Below are 17228 nucleotides of genomic sequence, written 5' to 3'. Positions count from 1 at the left end.
GCACGTGCCTGTCAGTAAGTCGGTCAATCAGGCACGTCAAAAGAAATCAGGTCTGCTGTGAGGCTGCCTCCTTGAGCAGATCTCTGGCAATGATGATGCGCTGAACCTCACTGGTCCCTTCATAGATGGTGGTAATCCGCACATCACGGCTGAGCCGTTCCAGCGGATACTCCTGCATATAGCCATAACCACCCAGCATCTGTAATGCGGTGTAACAGGCATGATTGGCCTTCTCACTGCTGAACAGCTTCGCCATAGACGCCTGCTTTGAAAATGCCTGGCCACTGTCCTTTTGCCAGGCGGCACTCATTAACAGCAACCTTGCAGCTTCAAGCTCGGTCATACAGTCCGCCAGCATCCACTGCAACCCCTGAAAATCCGCCAGCGGTTTGCCAAACTGCTGGCGCTCCAGCAAATAAGCAGACGCATACTCCATTGCCGCCAGACCAATGCCCAGCGCCAGCGAACCAATGCCGATACGCCCGCCGGCCAGCTCCCCCACGGCGATACGGAAACCGTCATTGAGCTTGCCCAGCAGAGCATCGGCAGGCACAAAGCAATTATCGAAGTGCACTTCATTGGTCGGCGAACCGTGCTGGCCCATTTTTTTTTCCGCCGGGGCAATGGTGATACCATCAGCATCTGCGGGTATCAGAAAACAGCTGATGCCTTTCCCTTTAGGCGCTTCGGGATCAGTCACCGCCCACACCACAAACACACCGGCCAGTTCAGCACTGGTAATCCACTGTTTGGTGCCGCTGAGACGCCAGCCACCTTCAACCGCATCCGCCCGGCTGCGCATAGCGGCAGGGTCAGAACCGGCACTGGATTCTGTCAGGCAAAAACTGCCGGCGGTAAACGCTCCGCTACACAACTCTGGTAAGTACTGCTGCTTCTGGGCTTCAGTCCCCATCGCCTGTATGACTTCGGCCACCATGTTCGTCACAGACATAGTCACCGCAGTGGATGCGCAACGCCGAGCGACCTCGGTAATCGCCAGACTGAATGCAACGGTACCTGCTTCACTGCCACCGTATTCGCCCTGGATATTCAGTCCCATAAACCCCAGTTCCGCCAGCTTGCGACAGTTAGCCGCAAGCCTGCTGTAATCTTTAGTAAGATCCAGCTCAGCGGCATGGGGCGCCAGCTCAGCATCTGCGAAGCGCCGGGCTGTTTCCTGAATCATCAGCTGTTCTTCAGTGAGACTTAAATCCATTACGTATTCCTGTCTGTTACCGGTGGTATACCTATGACGATAAAACAATCACAGACATAAGGGTATACCCCTAATTATATACCCTAACAAAACAGTAAAGGTAAAGTCTCACTGAAACTCTGCGCATACACACTTAGTCTAATACTCTGCCGATCAGCCCTGTTACGGAATACTCAGCGTAGAGCAGCAAAAATACGTGATCAGCCGCATAAAAAGACCATAAAACTGACCCAGGTAATGATCTTCACCTGTCACTTAAGAGTGATTTAACCTAGAATAGCCGCGCTGTAGTAAACGGACTTTTACACTGCCTGAAGACAATGAAGATTTGCCGTTCTCAGGCATTCAGAAAACGGTACAACCACGATGCAAGCACAGAACAATAAGATCCTTATCAGCGCCTGCCTGTTGGGCAACAAAGTAAGATATGACGGTCGCGACAACCTGCTGGACCACCCGGTTATTCATCGCTGGCAGGAAGAAGGCAGAATGGTTCCAGTTTGCCCTGAAATAGCCGGCGGTTTACCGACACCCCGCGCCCCTGCTGAAATTCTCAATAAATTTCCACTGCACATCGTGACGGATGGTGGCGAAGACGTGACTCCGGAATTCCTTGCCGGGGCTGAGCATTCCGTTAAGCTGGCCCAACAACAGGGATGCTGCTGTGCATTGCTTAAATCACGCAGCCCTTCATGCGGTAATGTGGAAATTTATGATGGCCATTTCAACGGCACGATTGTGCCCGGTTCCGGTGCAACGGCCGATGAGCTGATGCGCAACGGCGTTCCGGTTTTCAATGAACGGCAGCTGGAACAGCTGATCGACTTTATGGAAAACTTTGATAACTCAGTATCTGAAGACGCCGCAGAAGACCTTCCCCACAGCGCCTGAAACACTTAGCTGCCCGGCTCAGAATGCATCCAGCATGGCCGGGCTGAAGCGGGCGGTATCAAGTGACACATTAAAACTTTCAGCCAGGGCATCCAGTTCAGCGGCCGACTTATTCAGTTCATCCATGGTCAGGGTATTATTATCCAGCAGATACAGCTGTCTTGAGCCCTGATAACTGAAGTACATAATCTGCATAGCATCCGCATTGCCCTCAGCCATCGCTGCTTTAACCTGTTTCTGCTTGCGGTAAATCTTATTCAGTACCTGCTTCAGATCCCAGACATACATTACTTCATACATAAACGGATGCTGGCGGTAATGTCGCAGCAGGCTGCCGGTAACCAGCGCAGCAACCACTACCCCCGTCAGATTCAGCCAGAAATGGCTGCCCTCACCGTCAGTCAGGAAATAAATCAGTGGCGTCGACACCGCCAGCGATACCACCAGCAATACCACCGCAACAGCCACGAAGACCATTTTAAAATGCTTGCTGTAACGTGCTTTATCAATTTCCTGTAACTGCATGATTTTTCCTGAAAACTTAACGGTATACCTGAGCTGCTCAGCTCCGGGACAATAAAACGGTTTAAAAACACAGCGCGAATTATACGGCCGCCGGGCGGATAGCGACAGAGCAATGATTATTTACTTGTCCCGAACGCCCCGCCCCCCTAAAATATCGGCTTTTATTTCATTGTTGATCACTAGAGTATCCTATGCGCGCCAGTCAATATCTGATAGCCACACTGAAAGAAACCCCATCTGACGCCGAAGTCATCAGCCATCAGCTGATGCTGCGTGCCGGTATGGTTCGTAAAGTTGCTGCCGGTTTATATAACTGGTTACCCCTGGGTCTGCGTACCCTGCGCAAAGTAGAACGCATTGTGCGTGAAGAAATGGACAAGTCCGGCGCTCAGGAAGTACTGATGCCAGCCATTCAGCCTTCTGAGCTGTGGCAGGAATCCGGTCGCTGGGAACAGTACGGCCCTGAACTGCTGCGGGTGAAAGACCGTCACGAACGTGAATTCTGCGTGGGCCCGACCCATGAAGAAGTGATCACCGATCTGATCCGCAACGAAATCCAGAGCTACAAGCAACTGCCGACGAACCTGTATCAGATTCAGACGAAATTCCGTGACGAAGTTCGTCCGCGCTTCGGTGTGATGCGCTCCCGTGAATTCATCATGAAGGATGCTTACTCATTCCATAATTCACTGGAATCCCTGCAACAGACCTATGATCTGATGCACAGCACCTACTGCAAAATTTTTGACCGCATCGGTCTGGACTACCGTCCGGTACTGGCCGACAACGGTTCAATCGGTGGCAATTCTTCACACGAATTCCATGTGCTGGCGTCTTCCGGTGAAGATGACATCGCTTTCTCAACCGGCAGCGACTTCGCCGCAAACATTGAAAAAGCCGAAGCCCTGGCCCCTGCCTGCGAACGTGGCGCTGCCACTCAGGAAATGACCCTGGTTGATACGCCTAACGCCAAAACCATTGCACAGCTGGTTGAGCAACACGGTCTGGATATCGAGAAAACCGTTAAGACCCTGTTTGTGGTTGCCTCAGAAGAATGCGAAGCCGATTTTGTCGCGCTGATGGTACGGGGTGATCACGACCTGAACGAAATCAAGGCAGAGAAACTGCCGGAAGTTACTGCACCGCTGGTGATGGCTGATGAAGACAGCATCCGTAAACTGGTTGGTGCCGGCCCGGGCTCTCTGGGTCCTGTTAACCTGCCAATCCCGGTTATTATCGACCGTACCGTTGAGAAAATGGCTGACTTTGGCGCCGGTGCCAACATCGAAGGCAAGCACTACTTCGGCATTAACTGGGAACGTGACCTGCCACTGCCTAAAGTAGCGGATATCCGAAACGTGGTTGAAGGTGATCCGAGCCCTTGCGGCAACGGTACCATCAGCATCAAGCGCGGCATTGAAGTGGGTCACATCTTCCAGCTGGGCAAGAAGTATGCCGAAGCAATGAATGCCACTGTTCTGGACGAGAACGGTAAAGCTGCCATTCTGGACATGGGTTGCTACGGTATCGGTGTTACCCGTGTCGTTGCCGCTGCTATTGAGCAGAACAACGACGACAAGGGCATCATCTGGCCGGAAGCAATCGCGCCGTTCACAGTTGCTATTGTGGCGCTGAAATATGAAAAATCCGAAGCGGTTCAGCAACAGGCAGACGCCCTGTACGAAAGCCTGACCGCCGCAGGCGTTGAAGTGATTCTGGATGACCGTCCTAAGGTTAGCCCGGGCGCTAAAATGGCCGATATGGAACTGATGGGTATCCCACACCGTATCGTCATTTCAGACCGCGGTATCGGTGCCGGTACCTATGAGTACAAGGCCCGCCGTGATGCCGACAAACAGGAAATCGCAGCAGATCAGGCAGAAGCCTTTATTCTGAACGCTCTGTCTGTCTGATACCCCTCACACCCCGGCCATGCGCCGGGGTGTTTGTTTTGGCTGACCGCCGTTTAATGCACTTTGCTATGCTCAGAGATACGTACAGGGACCAGGGAGAACACGCATGTATATCGCCATGAACCGCTTCAAAATAGCCGTTGGCAGAGAGCAGGAGTTTATCGATATCTGGCGCAACCGTGACAGCCAGCTACATACAGTTGACGGCTTTGAATCTTTCAGGCTGGTTCAGGGTGAACGCAACGAAACCTATACCCTGATGGCCTCTCACGTCATCTGGCGCGACAAAGCCGCCTTTGATGCCTGGCTGAAATCCGATGCCTTTAAACAGGCCCATGCCAACGCCGGCAAAAGCCGACCGGAAGGCCTGTATCTGGGGCCGCCGCAGTTTGAAGGTTTCAACAGCGTACTCTGAGTAGCACACCGTGACTGCTCCCGTACCCGCCAAAATAATCCGGCAGTTACTGACCGGTTTCATACTTGCCTGCCTGTTACCACTGAGCGCCATAGCTCAGGAAACGGAACCTGACCCTTTACTGCGTCAGGCACTGAAGGACGCCTTTGCTGAGAGTGACAGTTTTGATGACCGCTTCGATGCAGAAGTCTGGCTGACAGACATGTCCGGCCGTACTGCCCGCTACGTGGAAGACGAACTGGAACGGATTGAAATCCTGCGCACCCTGCATGCTGAAGCCCGCCGGGTTGATTTGCCTCCATCCCTGCTGATGGGTCTGATGCATACCGAAAGTCTGTTCGACCGTTTTGCGGTATCAGTCGTCGGTGCCCAGGGACTCATGCAGATCATGCCTTTCTGGAAGAAAGAAATTGGCCGCGAGCAGGACAATCTGATGAACATTCAGACCAATATCCGTTACGGCTCCACCATACTGAAGCACTATCTGGAACGCTCCAAAGGTAACCTCACCGAAGCGCTGGCCCGCTACAACGGCAGCTACGGTAAAACCTGGTATCCGGAAAAAGTATTTAAGAATCAGAAACGTTACATGGAATAACTCTTTCAATTTACACGACAAACAAGAAAAACCTGTCTTTTGAATCAGTTTTTGAATATATTTTTGCCTCGTGTAAAAAAATAATAACACTCTGGTCATTATGACCATTCCGGATGCATGTCAGCATGCCTCCGTTGATGAGGACACTCCACCAATGGACACGCACCATGATGCCGGCAACAACCTGAATTTACGGTTGCGGCTGCAGGGGATTACCAAACAATATCCCGGCTGTCTGGCCAATGACCGGATCAATCTGGCGATCGAGCCCGGCGAAATACATGCCCTGCTGGGGGAAAACGGCGCCGGCAAAAGCACCCTGATGAAGATCATCTATGGCGTCACCAAGCCTGATGCCGGCCAGGTCTACTGGCAGGGAAACCCGGTCACCATTAAAGACCCGGCCACCGCCCGCCGTATGGGCATCGGCATGGTTTTCCAGCACTTCTCACTGTTTGAAACCCTGACGGTTACCGAAAATATCGCCCTGGCATTAGGTGAAGATGCCGGTGACCTGAAAGCACTTGCCGACAAGATCCGTACCGTTTCACAACGTTACGGTATGGAACTTAACCCTGAACGACATATACATTCACTTTCTGTGGGTGAACGCCAGCGGGTAGAAATTGTTCGCTGCCTGGTACAGGACATCCAGCTGTTGATTCTGGATGAACCCACGTCAGTACTGACCCCGCAGGAAGTAGACACCCTGTTTGTTACCCTGCGTCAGCTGGCTGAAGAAGGCTGCAGCATTCTGTTTATCAGCCATAAACTCAAAGAAGTTCAGGACCTGTGCCACAGCGCAACAATATTGCGTGCCGGCCAAGTCACCGGTGACTGTATTCCTGCCGAAGCGGGTGCTACTAACATGGCCCGGATGATGGTGGGTGATGACACCCCTATCAGCACGGATTATCCGAAAGCCGAAGGCAACGACATTTTCCTGAAGGTACATGGTTTATCTCAGGTAACGGATGACCCCTTTGGTATCAATCTGAAAAACGTTGATTTTGAAGTACGCAGCGGTGAAATTCTGGGGGTTGCCGGTGTTGCGGGTAACGGTCAGGAAGAGCTGCTGGCAGCCCTCAGCGGTGAAACCCTGGAAGCCCGGGCAGAAGAGATTCTGTTTGCCGGTGAACCGGTTGGCCACCTTGACCCGAAACAGCGCCGTCAGCGCGGTCTGGGCTTCGTCCCGGAAGAACGGCTTGGCCGGGGCGCGGTACCGGAAATGAGCCTGAAGGATAACGGTCTGTTGACAGGTTTCCTGCAAGGGCTCGTCAGTAACGGCTTCATTAACCGACAAGCCACCAGCCGGTTTGCAGACAAAATCATTGATGACTTCAACGTCAAAACCCCGAATCAGCACACCGCTGCACAAAGCCTTTCCGGGGGTAACCTGCAGAAATTCATTATTGGCCGGGAAATCCTGCAGAACCCGAAATTGCTGGTTGCCGCCCACCCGACCTGGGGTGTGGATATCGGCGCCGCCACCGCCATCCATGAAGCGTTGATCCGACTGCGGGATGCAGGTGCAGCCATTCTGGTCATTTCAGAAGACATTGATGAGCTGTTCCTGATCAGTGACCGTTTGTGCGCCATCTGTAACGGTGAAGTATCGCCTTCCAAACCGACGCAACAAACCAGCATTGAAGAAGTGGGCCGCTGGATGACCGGTATTTTCGACACTGAAGCACCCGCTGCACCACAGGAGTCCGTATGATTAAGTTAGTCCCCCGTGGTGAACAGTCCCGTGCCATGGCCTATATGTCACCGGTGCTTGCCGGCCTGCTTACCCTTTTCACCGGCGGTATTTTCTTTGCTGCACTGGGCCTCGACCCACTGCATGCCTTAGGAGTATTCCTGATTGCTCCGGTCTCCGATATCTATGGCATTGCTGAACTTTGCGTAAAAGCAGCACCGATCATGCTCTGTGCCGTCGGCCTGGCGGTTGCCTTTAAAGCCCAGGTATGGAACATCGGTGCTGAAGGTCAGCTGTTAATGGGCGGTTTGGTCGGCAGTGCGGTTGCCCTGCAGTTTGGCGAAGCCGAGGGCTTCTGGATTTTACCCACCGTACTGATCAGCGGCATGATTGGTGGTGGCCTGTGGGGGTTACTGGCGGCCTGGCTGAAAACCCGGTTTAACGCCAATGAAATCCTCACCACTATCATGTTTAACTACATCGCCCTATACCTGCTGCTTTACTTCGTACACGGTGCACTGAAGGATCCGGATGGCTATGGATTCCCGGAATCCGCCCTGTTCAGCGATGCCGCGACGCTGCCGATTCTGATCGAAGACACCCGTATCCATATCGGCATTCTGTTTGCCCTGCTGGCCTCCGTCAGCATCTGGGTACTGATGCAGCGCAGCTTCATCGGTTTCCAGATCAAGGTTCTGGGTGCGGACGCTAATGCCGCCAAACTGGCAGGCTTCAAACACAAACACCTGGTCTGGATTGCCATGGTAATCAGTGCCGCACTGGCAGGTCTGGCCGGTGCCAGCGAAGTCACCGGCCCGATTGGCCAGCTGATTCCGTCCATTTCACCAGGATATGGTTACGCAGCGATCATTGTTGCCTTTCTGGGCCGGCTGCATCCGATCGGCATCCTGTTTGCCAGTATTCTGATGGCCCTGATTTATATGGGCGGTGAGCTTGCCCAAATTGAACTGAACCTGCCACTGGCGGTGACTGCACTGTTCCAGGGGATGTTGCTGTTTTATCTGCTGGCATGCGATGTATTAATCAATTTCCGGATCCGGCTGAAAACGGCCACCGCCAATAACGCTGCAATGGGGAACTGAGCGTGGATATCGATCTGATCACCAATATACTCTATGCCATGGTACGTACCGGTACCCCCCTGCTGATTGTTGCACTGGGGGAAATGGTCTGTGAGAAGTCCGGCGTTCTGAACCTCGGTCAGGAAGGTATGATGCTGATGGGCGCGGTTATCGGCTTTATTGCCACCCTGACCACCGGCAGCCTGTTGCTGGGCTTTATTCTGGCCATTCTCAGCGGTGTCGTTATGTCCATGCTGTTTGCCGGCATTGCACTGGGGCTGAACGCCAACCAGGTCGCTACCGGTCTGGCGCTGACGATTTTTGGTACCGGGCTGTCCGCCTTTATCGGTGCGGACTTTGTTGGCCAGCCAATTGAAGGCCTGAATCCTTACGCGATCCCTTTCCTCAGCGATATTCCGCTGATCGGTAAAATGCTGTTTGCCCAGGATCTGATTGTCTATCTCTCTTTTGGCCTGTTTGCTGCGATTTACTGGTTCTTTAAATCCAGCCGTGCCGGCTTAACCGTTAAAGCCGTGGGGGAAAATCCCCATGCTGCAAATGTTATCGGCCTGCCGGTGATGCGTACCCGTTATCTGGCAGTGGCCTTTGGTGGCGCCATGGCGGGTCTGGCCGGCGGCTATCTGTCACTGGCATACACACCGCTGTGGACCGAGAACATGACCGCCGGCCGGGGCTGGATTGCACTGGCACTGGTTGTCTTTGCCACCTGGCGTGCAGAACGTATCATTCTGGGGGCTTACCTGTTTGGTCTGGCCAGCATCCTTAACCTGGTGGCCCAGGGGCTGGGTTACCCGGTGTCACCAAATATCCTCGCCATGATGCCGTACGCTGCTACGGTTATGGTACTGGTCATGCTGTCCAGTAACGTGGTTAAAAGTAAAATGCACACCCCAATGTGGCTGGGTAAACCGTTCCATCCGGGAGGCTAAAAACCGTGTCATTTCAGTGGATGTCCGGCAAATACCGATTATTACTGCCCCTGATGGCAGTTTTAGTCAGCGCCTGCTCCACTGATACTGACTGGCGAACCGCCAGCCGGGAATCCGCCGGATTGGCACCGGATCCTGCCCGTTTCAGCGAAGCAGTGGTGCATGTGTATACAGCCGACGCCTGGGGCTGGCGGGGCTGGTTTGCCACTCACCCATGGATCGCCACCAAACAGAGCGGTGAAAGCCGCTATACCATCTATGATGTCATTGGCTGGCGGGGCGGCAACGGCCGCCCGGTTCTGGGTATTTATCAGGACGTGCCTGACCGTCACTGGTTCGGCGCGAAACCTGAACTGCTCGTCTCCCATACCGGCCCCCAGGCTGAGGCAATGATCGCAAAAATCCGCCAGGCAGCCCTGAGCTATCCCTGGAAACATGAGTACAAGGTTTTTCCCGGACCAAACAGCAACACCTTTGTTGCCTGGGTCGCCAGTCAGGTACCGGAACTGAATCTCAAAATGCCATTTTCCGCCATTGGCAGCGGTTACATCAGCAAGTATAAACCCGCACCAGAGGCACAGAATTAACCGGGTGATCCCGGAATTTTTGAACAACGAGGACTCACATGTCATATAACAAGGATTTCCCGGTCTCCTGGGCCGAACTTCACCGCGATTCCCGGGCACTGGCCTGGCGCCTGCTGGATATGCAGAAATGGAAAGGCATCATCGCCATCACCCGTGGCGGTCTGGTGCCGGCTGCGATTCTGGCCCGGGAAATGGACATCCGCATGATCGATACAGTCTGCATTTCAAGCTACAGCTCCACTGAAGGCGATGGCGACAAAGCCCGTGGCGAACTGGAGCTGATTAAAGGCGCCGCCGGTGACGGCGAAGGCATGTTGCTGGTTGATGATCTGGTGGACACCGGCAAAACCGCCCAGTATGTCCGTGAACTTCTGCCCAAAGCTCACTTTGCTACAATCTATGCCAAACCTTCCGGCCGGCCACTGGTTGACACCTTTGTCACCGAAGTCAGCCAGGACACCTGGATCCGGTTCCCGTGGGATATGGAATACTCCTTCTCTACCCCACTGGCAGACCGTAAATAATTGCCGGCTTTGCCGGTAAGCTCGACAAACAAGCGCACTAAATAAGAACACTAAAAACCAATGAGGAAGCTGAAATGAAACACAGCATCAAACATCTTATCGCCTCTGTTGCGGTTGGCGTGGGAATCGCCAGCGCACCGCTCGCACAGGCAGAAGAACCGCTTAAGGTTGGCTTTGTGTATGTGGGTCCGATTGGAGATCATGGCTGGAGTTATCAGCACGATCAGGGACGTCTGTCTATCGAAAAGCACTTCGGTGATAAGGTCGAGACAACCTATGTTGAATCAGTGCCGGAAGGTGCGGATGCAGAACGGGTTATCCGTAACCTGGCAAAAGCCGGTAACGACCTGATTTTCACCACGTCTTTCGGTTACATGAACCCGACGATCAAGGTTGCCAAACAGTTTCCTAAGGTGAAATTCGAGCACGCTACCGGTTACAAAACCTCAAAGAACGCCGGTAACTACCTGTCCAAGACCTTCGAAGGCCGCTATGTAGCAGGCTTTGTTGCTGCGAAGAAAACCAAAACCAACAAAATCGGTTACATCGCCTCCTTCCCGATTCCGGAAGTTATCCGCGACATCAACACCGTACAGCTGGCACTGAACAAATATAACCCTGAAGCGGAAATGAAGATCGTCTGGGTTAACAGCTGGTTCGATCCGGGTAAAGAAGCGGATGCCGCCAACGTTATGATGGACCAGGGCGTAGACGTTATCCTGCAACACACTGACAGCCCTGCAGCTATGCAGGCCGCTGAACGTCGCGGCAAATTCGCCGTGGGTCAGGCATCTGACATGTCCAGCTTCGGCCCGAATGCTCACCTGATGTCGGTTGTGGACGAATGGGGCCCACTGTACATCAAGCGTGTACAGGAAGTCATGGACGGTACCTGGAAGCCTGAAAGCTACTGGGGCGGCATGGCCGAAGGCGATATTGTCGTACCGGAAATCAACAATGTTTCTGACGAAGTAAAAGCCGAAGGTAATCAGATCATTGCTGATATCACCAGTGGCAAGTTCTTCCCGTGGACAGGCCCGATCAAGAACCAGAAAGGTGAAGTGATGGTCGCTGCTGGCGAGCGTATGCCAATTAAAGACCTGCTGGGCATTAACTGGTATGTTGAAGGTGTTCAGGGCGATATCCCTAAATAACACCCGCGGCTGAATCATCAGCCGGCAAAAAGCTGAAAAGCAGGGCTGTGGTGCGGCCCTCACAAATAACACACTGGCACCCGGCGCATTCCGGCCGGGTGCCAACTCTTTTAATCAGGAGGTGTGTTACATGACACCCTATATCCCTCAAATTGATATTTCCCCGCTTTACTCCTCTGATCCGGCCGACTGGCAGACAGTCGCCACCCAGATAGATACCGCCTGCCAGAACAGCGGTTTCTTTTATATCACCGGCCATAACATCAGTCCGGAACGAATAGCCCAACTGCGCCAGCTGAGCGAAACCTTCTTCGCCCTGCCCCACGAAGAAAAACTGAAAATTGACATAACCGCCACCCCTTACCATCGTGGCTATGGCAGCTTCGGCACCGAACAGCTGGACCCCGAACGCCCGGGAGACTTTAAAGAAACCTTCGACATGGGCCGCAACCTGCCGGAAGACCATCCGGATGTACTCGCTGAAAAGCCCCTGCATGGCCCGAACCGCTACCCAAATATTGACGGCTTTAAAGAACTCATGGAAACCCATTACTGGGACATGATCGAACTGGGCAAAACCATTTTACGTGGACTGGCCATCGCCCTGAAAATTGACCCGGATTTTTTTGCCGACAAATTCACTGCACCGATAAGTGTACTGCGCTTTATTCACTACCCGGAAATCGAACTGAAACCGGACGCTGAACAAATCGGTGCCGGAGCACACACGGATTACGGTTGCATCACAATTCTGCATCAGGATCAGGTGGGCGGCCTGCAGGTCAAAAACCGTGACGGTGAATGGCTGGACGCCACGCCGGTAGAAGGCAGTTTTGTCATCAACATCGGTGACATGATGGCCCGCTGGAGTAACGACCGTTACACCTCTACCCCCCACCGGGTGATCAACCCCAGCGGCAAGGAACGGTACTCCATGCCATTTTTCGTCGAACCTAACTTTGATACCCAAATCAGCGCACTGGAAGGGTGTTACAGCGATGAAAATCCGATCAGGTATCCGGAGATCAGCGCCGGGGAATACCTGCTGTCGCGCTTTGCAGCCACCTATGAATACAGGGAAAAATTTGAATAAAAACGGTTTAGCAGGCCAGCTTCATAGGCCCTGGCCTGCTATAGTTCCTTAAAACAAAATCTGTAAAAACAAAGAGTTCTCATACACAACAGCGCTGAACACAAAGAGAGCTGCAGTAACAGACACCGGAACGCAGCCGAAAGGAGATCAGATGCAGCAATTAATCCAAGCCATTCCCAAAGCCGAATTACACCTCCACCTTGAAGGCAGCCTTGAGCCGGAACTGATGTTTGAGCTGGCCAGACGCAACAACATTACCCTGCCTTACGAAACCGTTGAAGACATTCGGGCCGCCTACGAATTCAGCAATCTGCAGGACTTCCTCGACATTTATTATCAGGGGGCCAACGTATTACAGACCGAAGAAGATTTTTACGATCTGACCTGGACCTATTTACTTCGCTGTCAGGCAGACGGTGTGGTACATACCGAACCCTTCTTTGACCCCCAGACCCATACGGAACGGGGCATTCCTATGGGTACGGTCATTCAGGGCATCAGCCGGGCACTGGCTGACGGCGAAAAACAACTGCGCATTACCAGTTACCTGATACTGTCCTTCCTCCGCCATCTGAGTGAAGAGGATGCCTTCAATACCCTGCGGGATGCACTGCCCTATAAAGAACACTTTATCGCCGTTGGGCTGGACAGCTCCGAACTGGGGCATCCCCCGGAGAAATTTGAACGGGTCTTTGCCGCCGCCCGGGAAGCCGGTCTGCGAACCGTCGCCCACGCAGGTGAAGAAGGCCCGCCGGAAAATATCTGGAATGCGATCAGCCTGCTCAATGTCTGCCGGATTGATCACGGGGTAACCGCCACTCAGGACCCGCAGCTGGTGAGCTATCTGGTACAGCACCGTATCCCACTCACGGTATGCCCACTGTCCAATACCAAGCTGAAAGTCTTCAATGATATGGCTGAACACAATATTCTGGAATTACTGGAAAAAGGCGTCCGGGTAACGGTTAATTCCGATGATCCAGCTTATTTCGGTGGATATGTAAATGCGAATTACCAGGCGCTGGCAGACTCGCTCAACATGAACGAAGCTCAGCTAAAGCAACTGGCCGTTAACAGTATTACCGCCAGCTTCCTGCCTGAGGAGCAGCAAGCACAGCATCTGGAAAAAATTAACGCCCTGTAAGTAAACAGAGGATCAGGACTTCCTGCTGATACTGGCAACCACATCAGCAGGAATATCCAGCTTCAGAATCGCCTCGGAAAGGTTCGTCGCGTCACTGTGCTTTACCATGGTCTTCAGCACCGCCCAGGCCTCGTGACTGATGGTTATAGTTTTCTGAGATGCCTTCCGGGAACCGTTACGGCGGCGGTAGTTACGTACCCTTAATGCATTACGCAACTTACCCATGACCCCAGTAAATTCCGGATGCACATCAAAGCACTGCAGATTCCTGGCAAACACTTCTACGGCTTCTTCTTTGCTCAGCAGGCGCACTTCCCGACGCTGCAGCACGGTATCCATCTCATCGATTGCGTTCACCAACTGGCCATCGTTAAGCCCACCCGCCTGGGTAATATGCTTACGGACGAAATCCCGGGCAAAAGGTAAATCATCGTTTTCCAGAACATAATTGGTGGTGCGCGCCATACAACTTCCTTAGCAATAGCCTGACTTTAATAAAAAACTAAAAAACAGTATTAATTACCGGGGCTATTCAGCTTAGCCGCAGATTTCGTATCTGTCCCGTCTGTTACTGCTTCAGCAAACAACGCCTCCAGACTGACATCCAGCGCAACTTTACGGTGCTCGGTCACATCATCAAGCCGGCCGTTCAGTCGCCGCTGCCAGGTTTCCATCGCCGCCACGGCGGCAGCATCAGGCAAAGGCCAGGGTAAACGCTGTTGCAGCTGATCCAGTGTCAGACTGCCCAGATCCCGGGCCAGCAGATACTCCCCCTGATCTGTACGCCGCAGAATACCGGGGGTCAGCAACCTGACAAACTCATCCCAGCGGCTCTGATCCAGCCCTTCTACCTGCCGCAGGAGAATCCGCTCATCCACAGACTTCCCACGCTGCTGCGCCTGCCAGAGCCGGTGAAGTACCGCCAGCAGCGTATGCAGTTTTGAATACTCTGCCGGCTCCAGTTCCTGCCGGTATACACTCAGGGCCCGGGTCAGCTCAGCTCCGATCAGAATTATTACCCAACTGATATAGATCCACAGCAGAAACAGAGGCACCGCCGCAAAAGCACCGTAAATTAACTGATACGAAGGTGACTGGGTAACAAAAAAAGCAAAACTTCGCTTGGCTGTTTCAAATAACAGCGCCACCACAATGCCGCCGATCAATGCATTTCTCAGCGGTACTTTACAGTTAGGCACCGCCGCATACAGTAAGGTAAAAGCAGCCGCTGACAACAGCATCGGCAGCATCGACAGTAAGCGCCCCCGCCCCACCAGCTCAGTCGCGCTGGTAAACAGTGACAGGGATGCCACATAGGAGGTAACAAACAGACCCACACCGATGAGGATCGGCCCCAGACTCAGCACCGCCCAGTACAGCAAAAAGCTGGATAGCCCCTTGCGGGGCTCCCCTACCCGCCAGATACGATTAAACGCCGCCTCGATGTTTTTCATCATCATGATCGACGTGACCACCAGAAACACAATACCAACCACTGTCAGTTGCCGGGCCTGGGCCGCAAAGCTGTTCAGATATTCCTGCACCACATTGCCGGTTGCCGGTACAAAGTTATCGAAAATCCAGCTTTGCAGTTCCTCACCAGCCCCCTGAAACGGAGAAACAATTGCCAGCATGGCATAAGTCACAGTCATCAGCGGCACCACGGCAAACAGGGTGGTATAGGTCAGTGCAGAGGCATTCAGCATGCCTTTATTTTCGATAAACTGCACAAACAGATAGCGCACAAATGCTGCCGCTGCACGTAACTTGATGAAGGGTTTATTTTCATCAGGAATATTTCTGCCGGACATCTTCTGTTTACCCCGTTAAAAACTGCCAAATCATCGCTTCTGACGCTTTAGACCCAACGCCAAGCTGTATACAATAAGCCCTGTCAGCGCCACCTGTTTAAACATATATATCATAGGCCTGACGCATCATTATTATAATTGCGCCGTTGCAAAAGTAACGGCCTGTTTGCTCACTGTCTTTAAAAGGTATGGTGCTATGTCTGCAGAAATCTACCACAACCCACGCTGCTCCAAATCCCGGGCCACTCTTGCCCTGCTGGAAGAAAACGGTATCACACCGGAAATTCGCCTGTATCTTGAGAACCCACCTACCGAAATGGAACTCAAGGAAGTTATCACTCAACTGGGCATCAGCGCGCGTGACTTGCTGCGTACCGGTGAAGCTGAATATGCAGATAATAACCTGGCGGATGAAACCCTCAGCGAAGACCAGATTATTGAACTGATGGCTGAATACCCGAAACTGATTGAGCGCCCGATCGTCATCAAAGATGGCCAGGCACGTATTGGCCGTCCGCCGGAATCCGTACTGGAGATCCTCTGAGTGAGCTCACCTTACGTACTGGTTCTCTACTACAGCCGCCATGGTGCTACCCGCACCATGGCTGAGCTTATCGCCCGGGGCATCGAAGCCAGCGGCATTGACGCCCGTCTGCGTACGGTCCCGGAAGTTTCTGCCGAATGTGAACAGTCTGCACCAGCTATCCCTGCAGAGGGCGATATCTACTGCACCGAAGCGGATCTGGCGAACTGCGCAGGTCTGGCACTGGGCAGCCCGACCCGTTTTGGCAACATGGCCTCACCGCTTAAATACTTCATCGACAGTACCAGCAGCCTGTGGCTGAGTGGCGCACTGATCGACAAACCAGCCTGCGTGTTCAGCTCCACCGCCAGCTTACACGGTGGCCAGGAAACTACCCTGCTGAGCATGATGCTGCCATTAATGCACCACGGCATGCTGATGGCGGGTATTCCTTATTCTGAATCTGAGCTGCTCAGCACAACCCGGGGCGGCACCCCTTACGGCGCAACCCATGTGGCCGGACAGGATGGCCAGGAGCTGGACACCGCTGAACGCAACCTTTGCCTGGCACAGGGCAAGCGTCTGGGCCGACTGGCCACGCAGCTGCAGAACGGCCGCTAATTAACCACTGGACGAGAACTTTCCCATGCAAGCAAAACTTCAGCGTCTGGTAAATATCAGCCGGGCTGCCACACTGCTCAGTTACTTTGGACTGATCCTGTTACTGACCGCCTGGTATCTTCTGATTTCTCCACCACCGACTGCCAATCCCTATGTTATCTGGGCGGTACAGACGGTGCCTCTGGCGCTGTTTTACCCGGTTGTTATCAAGAAAAACCTGCGCGGCCACATCTGGCTATGTTTCTTCCTCAGCATCTATTTTATGCATGCGGTACAAACTGCCATGGCTGGCGGCCCTAACAGCTTACTGGCACTGGCCGAAAGCTTACTGGTTGCCAGCCTGTTTACAGCGGCCATGATGTTCACCCGCTGGCAGAGTAAACTGAATAAATTACTGTCTGCTGCAAAAGCAGACTAAACCGCGACAGATATTCAGGCGCTTTCCGCAGAAGAAAGCGCCGGCGATTTCCAAACCATAAAAT

At 53.1% G+C, this 17228-nt stretch carries 19 protein-coding genes; 15 read left to right on the top strand and 4 right to left on the bottom strand.

Going from position 1 to position 17228, the window contains the following annotated elements:
* Positions 1-46: 46 nt before the first annotated feature.
* Positions 47-1216, bottom strand: coding sequence for an acyl-CoA dehydrogenase family protein (locus JYB63_RS00855; RefSeq protein WP_205655853.1), 1170 nt, complete (start codon positions 1214-1216; stop codon positions 47-49).
* A 366-nt stretch (positions 1217-1582) separates the two neighbouring features.
* On the opposite strand from JYB63_RS00855, the gene JYB63_RS00850 reads away from it, so the two are divergent.
* Positions 1583-2107, top strand: a complete 525-nt coding sequence (locus tag JYB63_RS00850) for a 2-thiouracil desulfurase family protein (RefSeq protein WP_205655852.1) — start codon at positions 1583-1585, stop codon at positions 2105-2107.
* Positions 2108-2125: 18 nt separating this feature from the next.
* Here the strand turns inward: JYB63_RS00850 and JYB63_RS00845 are convergent, their stop codons facing one another.
* Entirely contained in the window at positions 2126-2632 is a 507-nt protein-coding gene (locus JYB63_RS00845; protein ID WP_205655851.1) for a DUF3087 domain-containing protein, read from the bottom strand.
* Positions 2633-2823: 191 nt separating this feature from the next.
* On the opposite strand from JYB63_RS00845, the gene JYB63_RS00840 reads away from it, so the two are divergent.
* The 11 genes from JYB63_RS00840 (at position 2824) to JYB63_RS00790 (ending at position 13791) form a co-directional block, all read left to right on the top strand.
* Positions 2824-4545 (top strand): proline--tRNA ligase, encoded by a 1722-nt coding sequence (locus JYB63_RS00840; RefSeq protein ID WP_205655850.1) that lies wholly within the window; start codon positions 2824-2826, stop codon positions 4543-4545.
* Positions 4546-4651: 106 nt separating this feature from the next.
* Positions 4652-4960 (top strand): heme-degrading protein HmuQ, encoded by a 309-nt coding sequence (gene hmuQ / locus JYB63_RS00835; protein ID WP_205655849.1) that lies wholly within the window; start codon positions 4652-4654, stop codon positions 4958-4960.
* A gap of 10 nt (positions 4961-4970) precedes the next feature.
* Positions 4971-5558, top strand: coding sequence for a lytic transglycosylase domain-containing protein (locus tag JYB63_RS00830; RefSeq protein WP_336510832.1), 588 nt, complete (start codon positions 4971-4973; stop codon positions 5556-5558).
* Positions 5559-5712: 154 nt separating this feature from the next.
* On the top strand, positions 5713-7278 hold the full coding sequence (locus JYB63_RS00825) for an ABC transporter ATP-binding protein (RefSeq protein ID WP_205655848.1): 1566 nt from the start codon (positions 5713-5715) through the stop codon (positions 7276-7278).
* Positions 7275-8360, top strand: coding sequence for an ABC transporter permease (locus JYB63_RS00820; RefSeq protein ID WP_205655847.1), 1086 nt, complete (start codon positions 7275-7277; stop codon positions 8358-8360). The genes JYB63_RS00825 and JYB63_RS00820 overlap by 4 nt, the downstream gene beginning before the upstream one ends.
* A gap of 2 nt (positions 8361-8362) precedes the next feature.
* The gene (locus JYB63_RS00815; RefSeq protein WP_205655846.1) at positions 8363-9289 is read left to right on the top strand and encodes an ABC transporter permease subunit; all 927 of its coding nucleotides are present in this window, start codon (positions 8363-8365) and stop codon (positions 9287-9289) included.
* 5 nt (positions 9290-9294) lie between these two features.
* Positions 9295-9876, top strand: a complete 582-nt coding sequence (locus JYB63_RS00810) for a DUF3750 domain-containing protein (protein ID WP_315983220.1) — start codon at positions 9295-9297, stop codon at positions 9874-9876.
* Positions 9877-9914: 38 nt separating this feature from the next.
* Complete coding sequence (gene gpt, locus JYB63_RS00805) at positions 9915-10400, top strand: xanthine phosphoribosyltransferase (protein WP_205655845.1); 486 nt, start codon at positions 9915-9917, stop codon at positions 10398-10400.
* 74 nt (positions 10401-10474) lie between these two features.
* Entirely contained in the window at positions 10475-11554 is a 1080-nt protein-coding gene (locus tag JYB63_RS00800; RefSeq protein ID WP_205655844.1) for a BMP family ABC transporter substrate-binding protein, read from the top strand.
* A gap of 130 nt (positions 11555-11684) precedes the next feature.
* Positions 11685-12647 carry an isopenicillin N synthase family dioxygenase gene (locus JYB63_RS00795; protein WP_205655843.1) on the top strand — a complete coding sequence of 321 codons (963 nt, stop codon included), beginning with the start codon at positions 11685-11687 and terminating at the stop codon, positions 12645-12647.
* A 151-nt stretch (positions 12648-12798) separates the two neighbouring features.
* Positions 12799-13791, top strand: a complete 993-nt coding sequence (locus JYB63_RS00790; protein ID WP_205655842.1) for an adenosine deaminase — start codon at positions 12799-12801, stop codon at positions 13789-13791.
* Between the two features lie 12 nt (positions 13792-13803).
* Here the strand turns inward: JYB63_RS00790 and JYB63_RS00785 are convergent, their stop codons facing one another.
* Together JYB63_RS00785 and JYB63_RS00780 are read right to left on the bottom strand one after the other, a co-directional pair.
* The gene (locus tag JYB63_RS00785) at positions 13804-14256 is read right to left on the bottom strand and encodes a hypothetical protein (protein WP_205655841.1); all 453 of its coding nucleotides are present in this window, start codon (positions 14254-14256) and stop codon (positions 13804-13806) included.
* 50 nt (positions 14257-14306) lie between these two features.
* Positions 14307-15602, bottom strand: coding sequence for a virulence factor BrkB family protein (locus JYB63_RS00780; protein ID WP_205655840.1), 1296 nt, complete (start codon positions 15600-15602; stop codon positions 14307-14309).
* A gap of 196 nt (positions 15603-15798) precedes the next feature.
* Between JYB63_RS00780 and arsC the strand changes: the two genes are divergently transcribed.
* The 3 genes from arsC to JYB63_RS00765 are packed head-to-tail and all read left to right on the top strand — an operon-like array spanning position 15799 to position 17164.
* Positions 15799-16146 (top strand): arsenate reductase (glutaredoxin), encoded by a 348-nt coding sequence (arsC, locus tag JYB63_RS00775; protein ID WP_205655839.1) that lies wholly within the window; start codon positions 15799-15801, stop codon positions 16144-16146.
* Positions 16147-16746: an NAD(P)H:quinone oxidoreductase gene (wrbA, locus tag JYB63_RS00770; protein WP_205655838.1), complete on the top strand. Its 600-nt coding sequence runs from the start codon at positions 16147-16149 to the stop codon at positions 16744-16746.
* 25 nt (positions 16747-16771) lie between these two features.
* Positions 16772-17164 carry a DUF2069 domain-containing protein gene (locus JYB63_RS00765; RefSeq protein ID WP_205655837.1) on the top strand — a complete coding sequence of 131 codons (393 nt, stop codon included), beginning with the start codon at positions 16772-16774 and terminating at the stop codon, positions 17162-17164.
* Positions 17165-17228: the final 64 nt, after the last annotated feature.

Source organism: Aliamphritea spongicola (genome assembly GCF_017051665.1).
Classification (GTDB): domain Bacteria; phylum Pseudomonadota; class Gammaproteobacteria; order Pseudomonadales; family Balneatricaceae; genus Amphritea; species Amphritea spongicola.
Note: the sequence above shows the minus strand (reverse complement) of the source record. Positions and strands in the feature narration are given on the sequence as shown.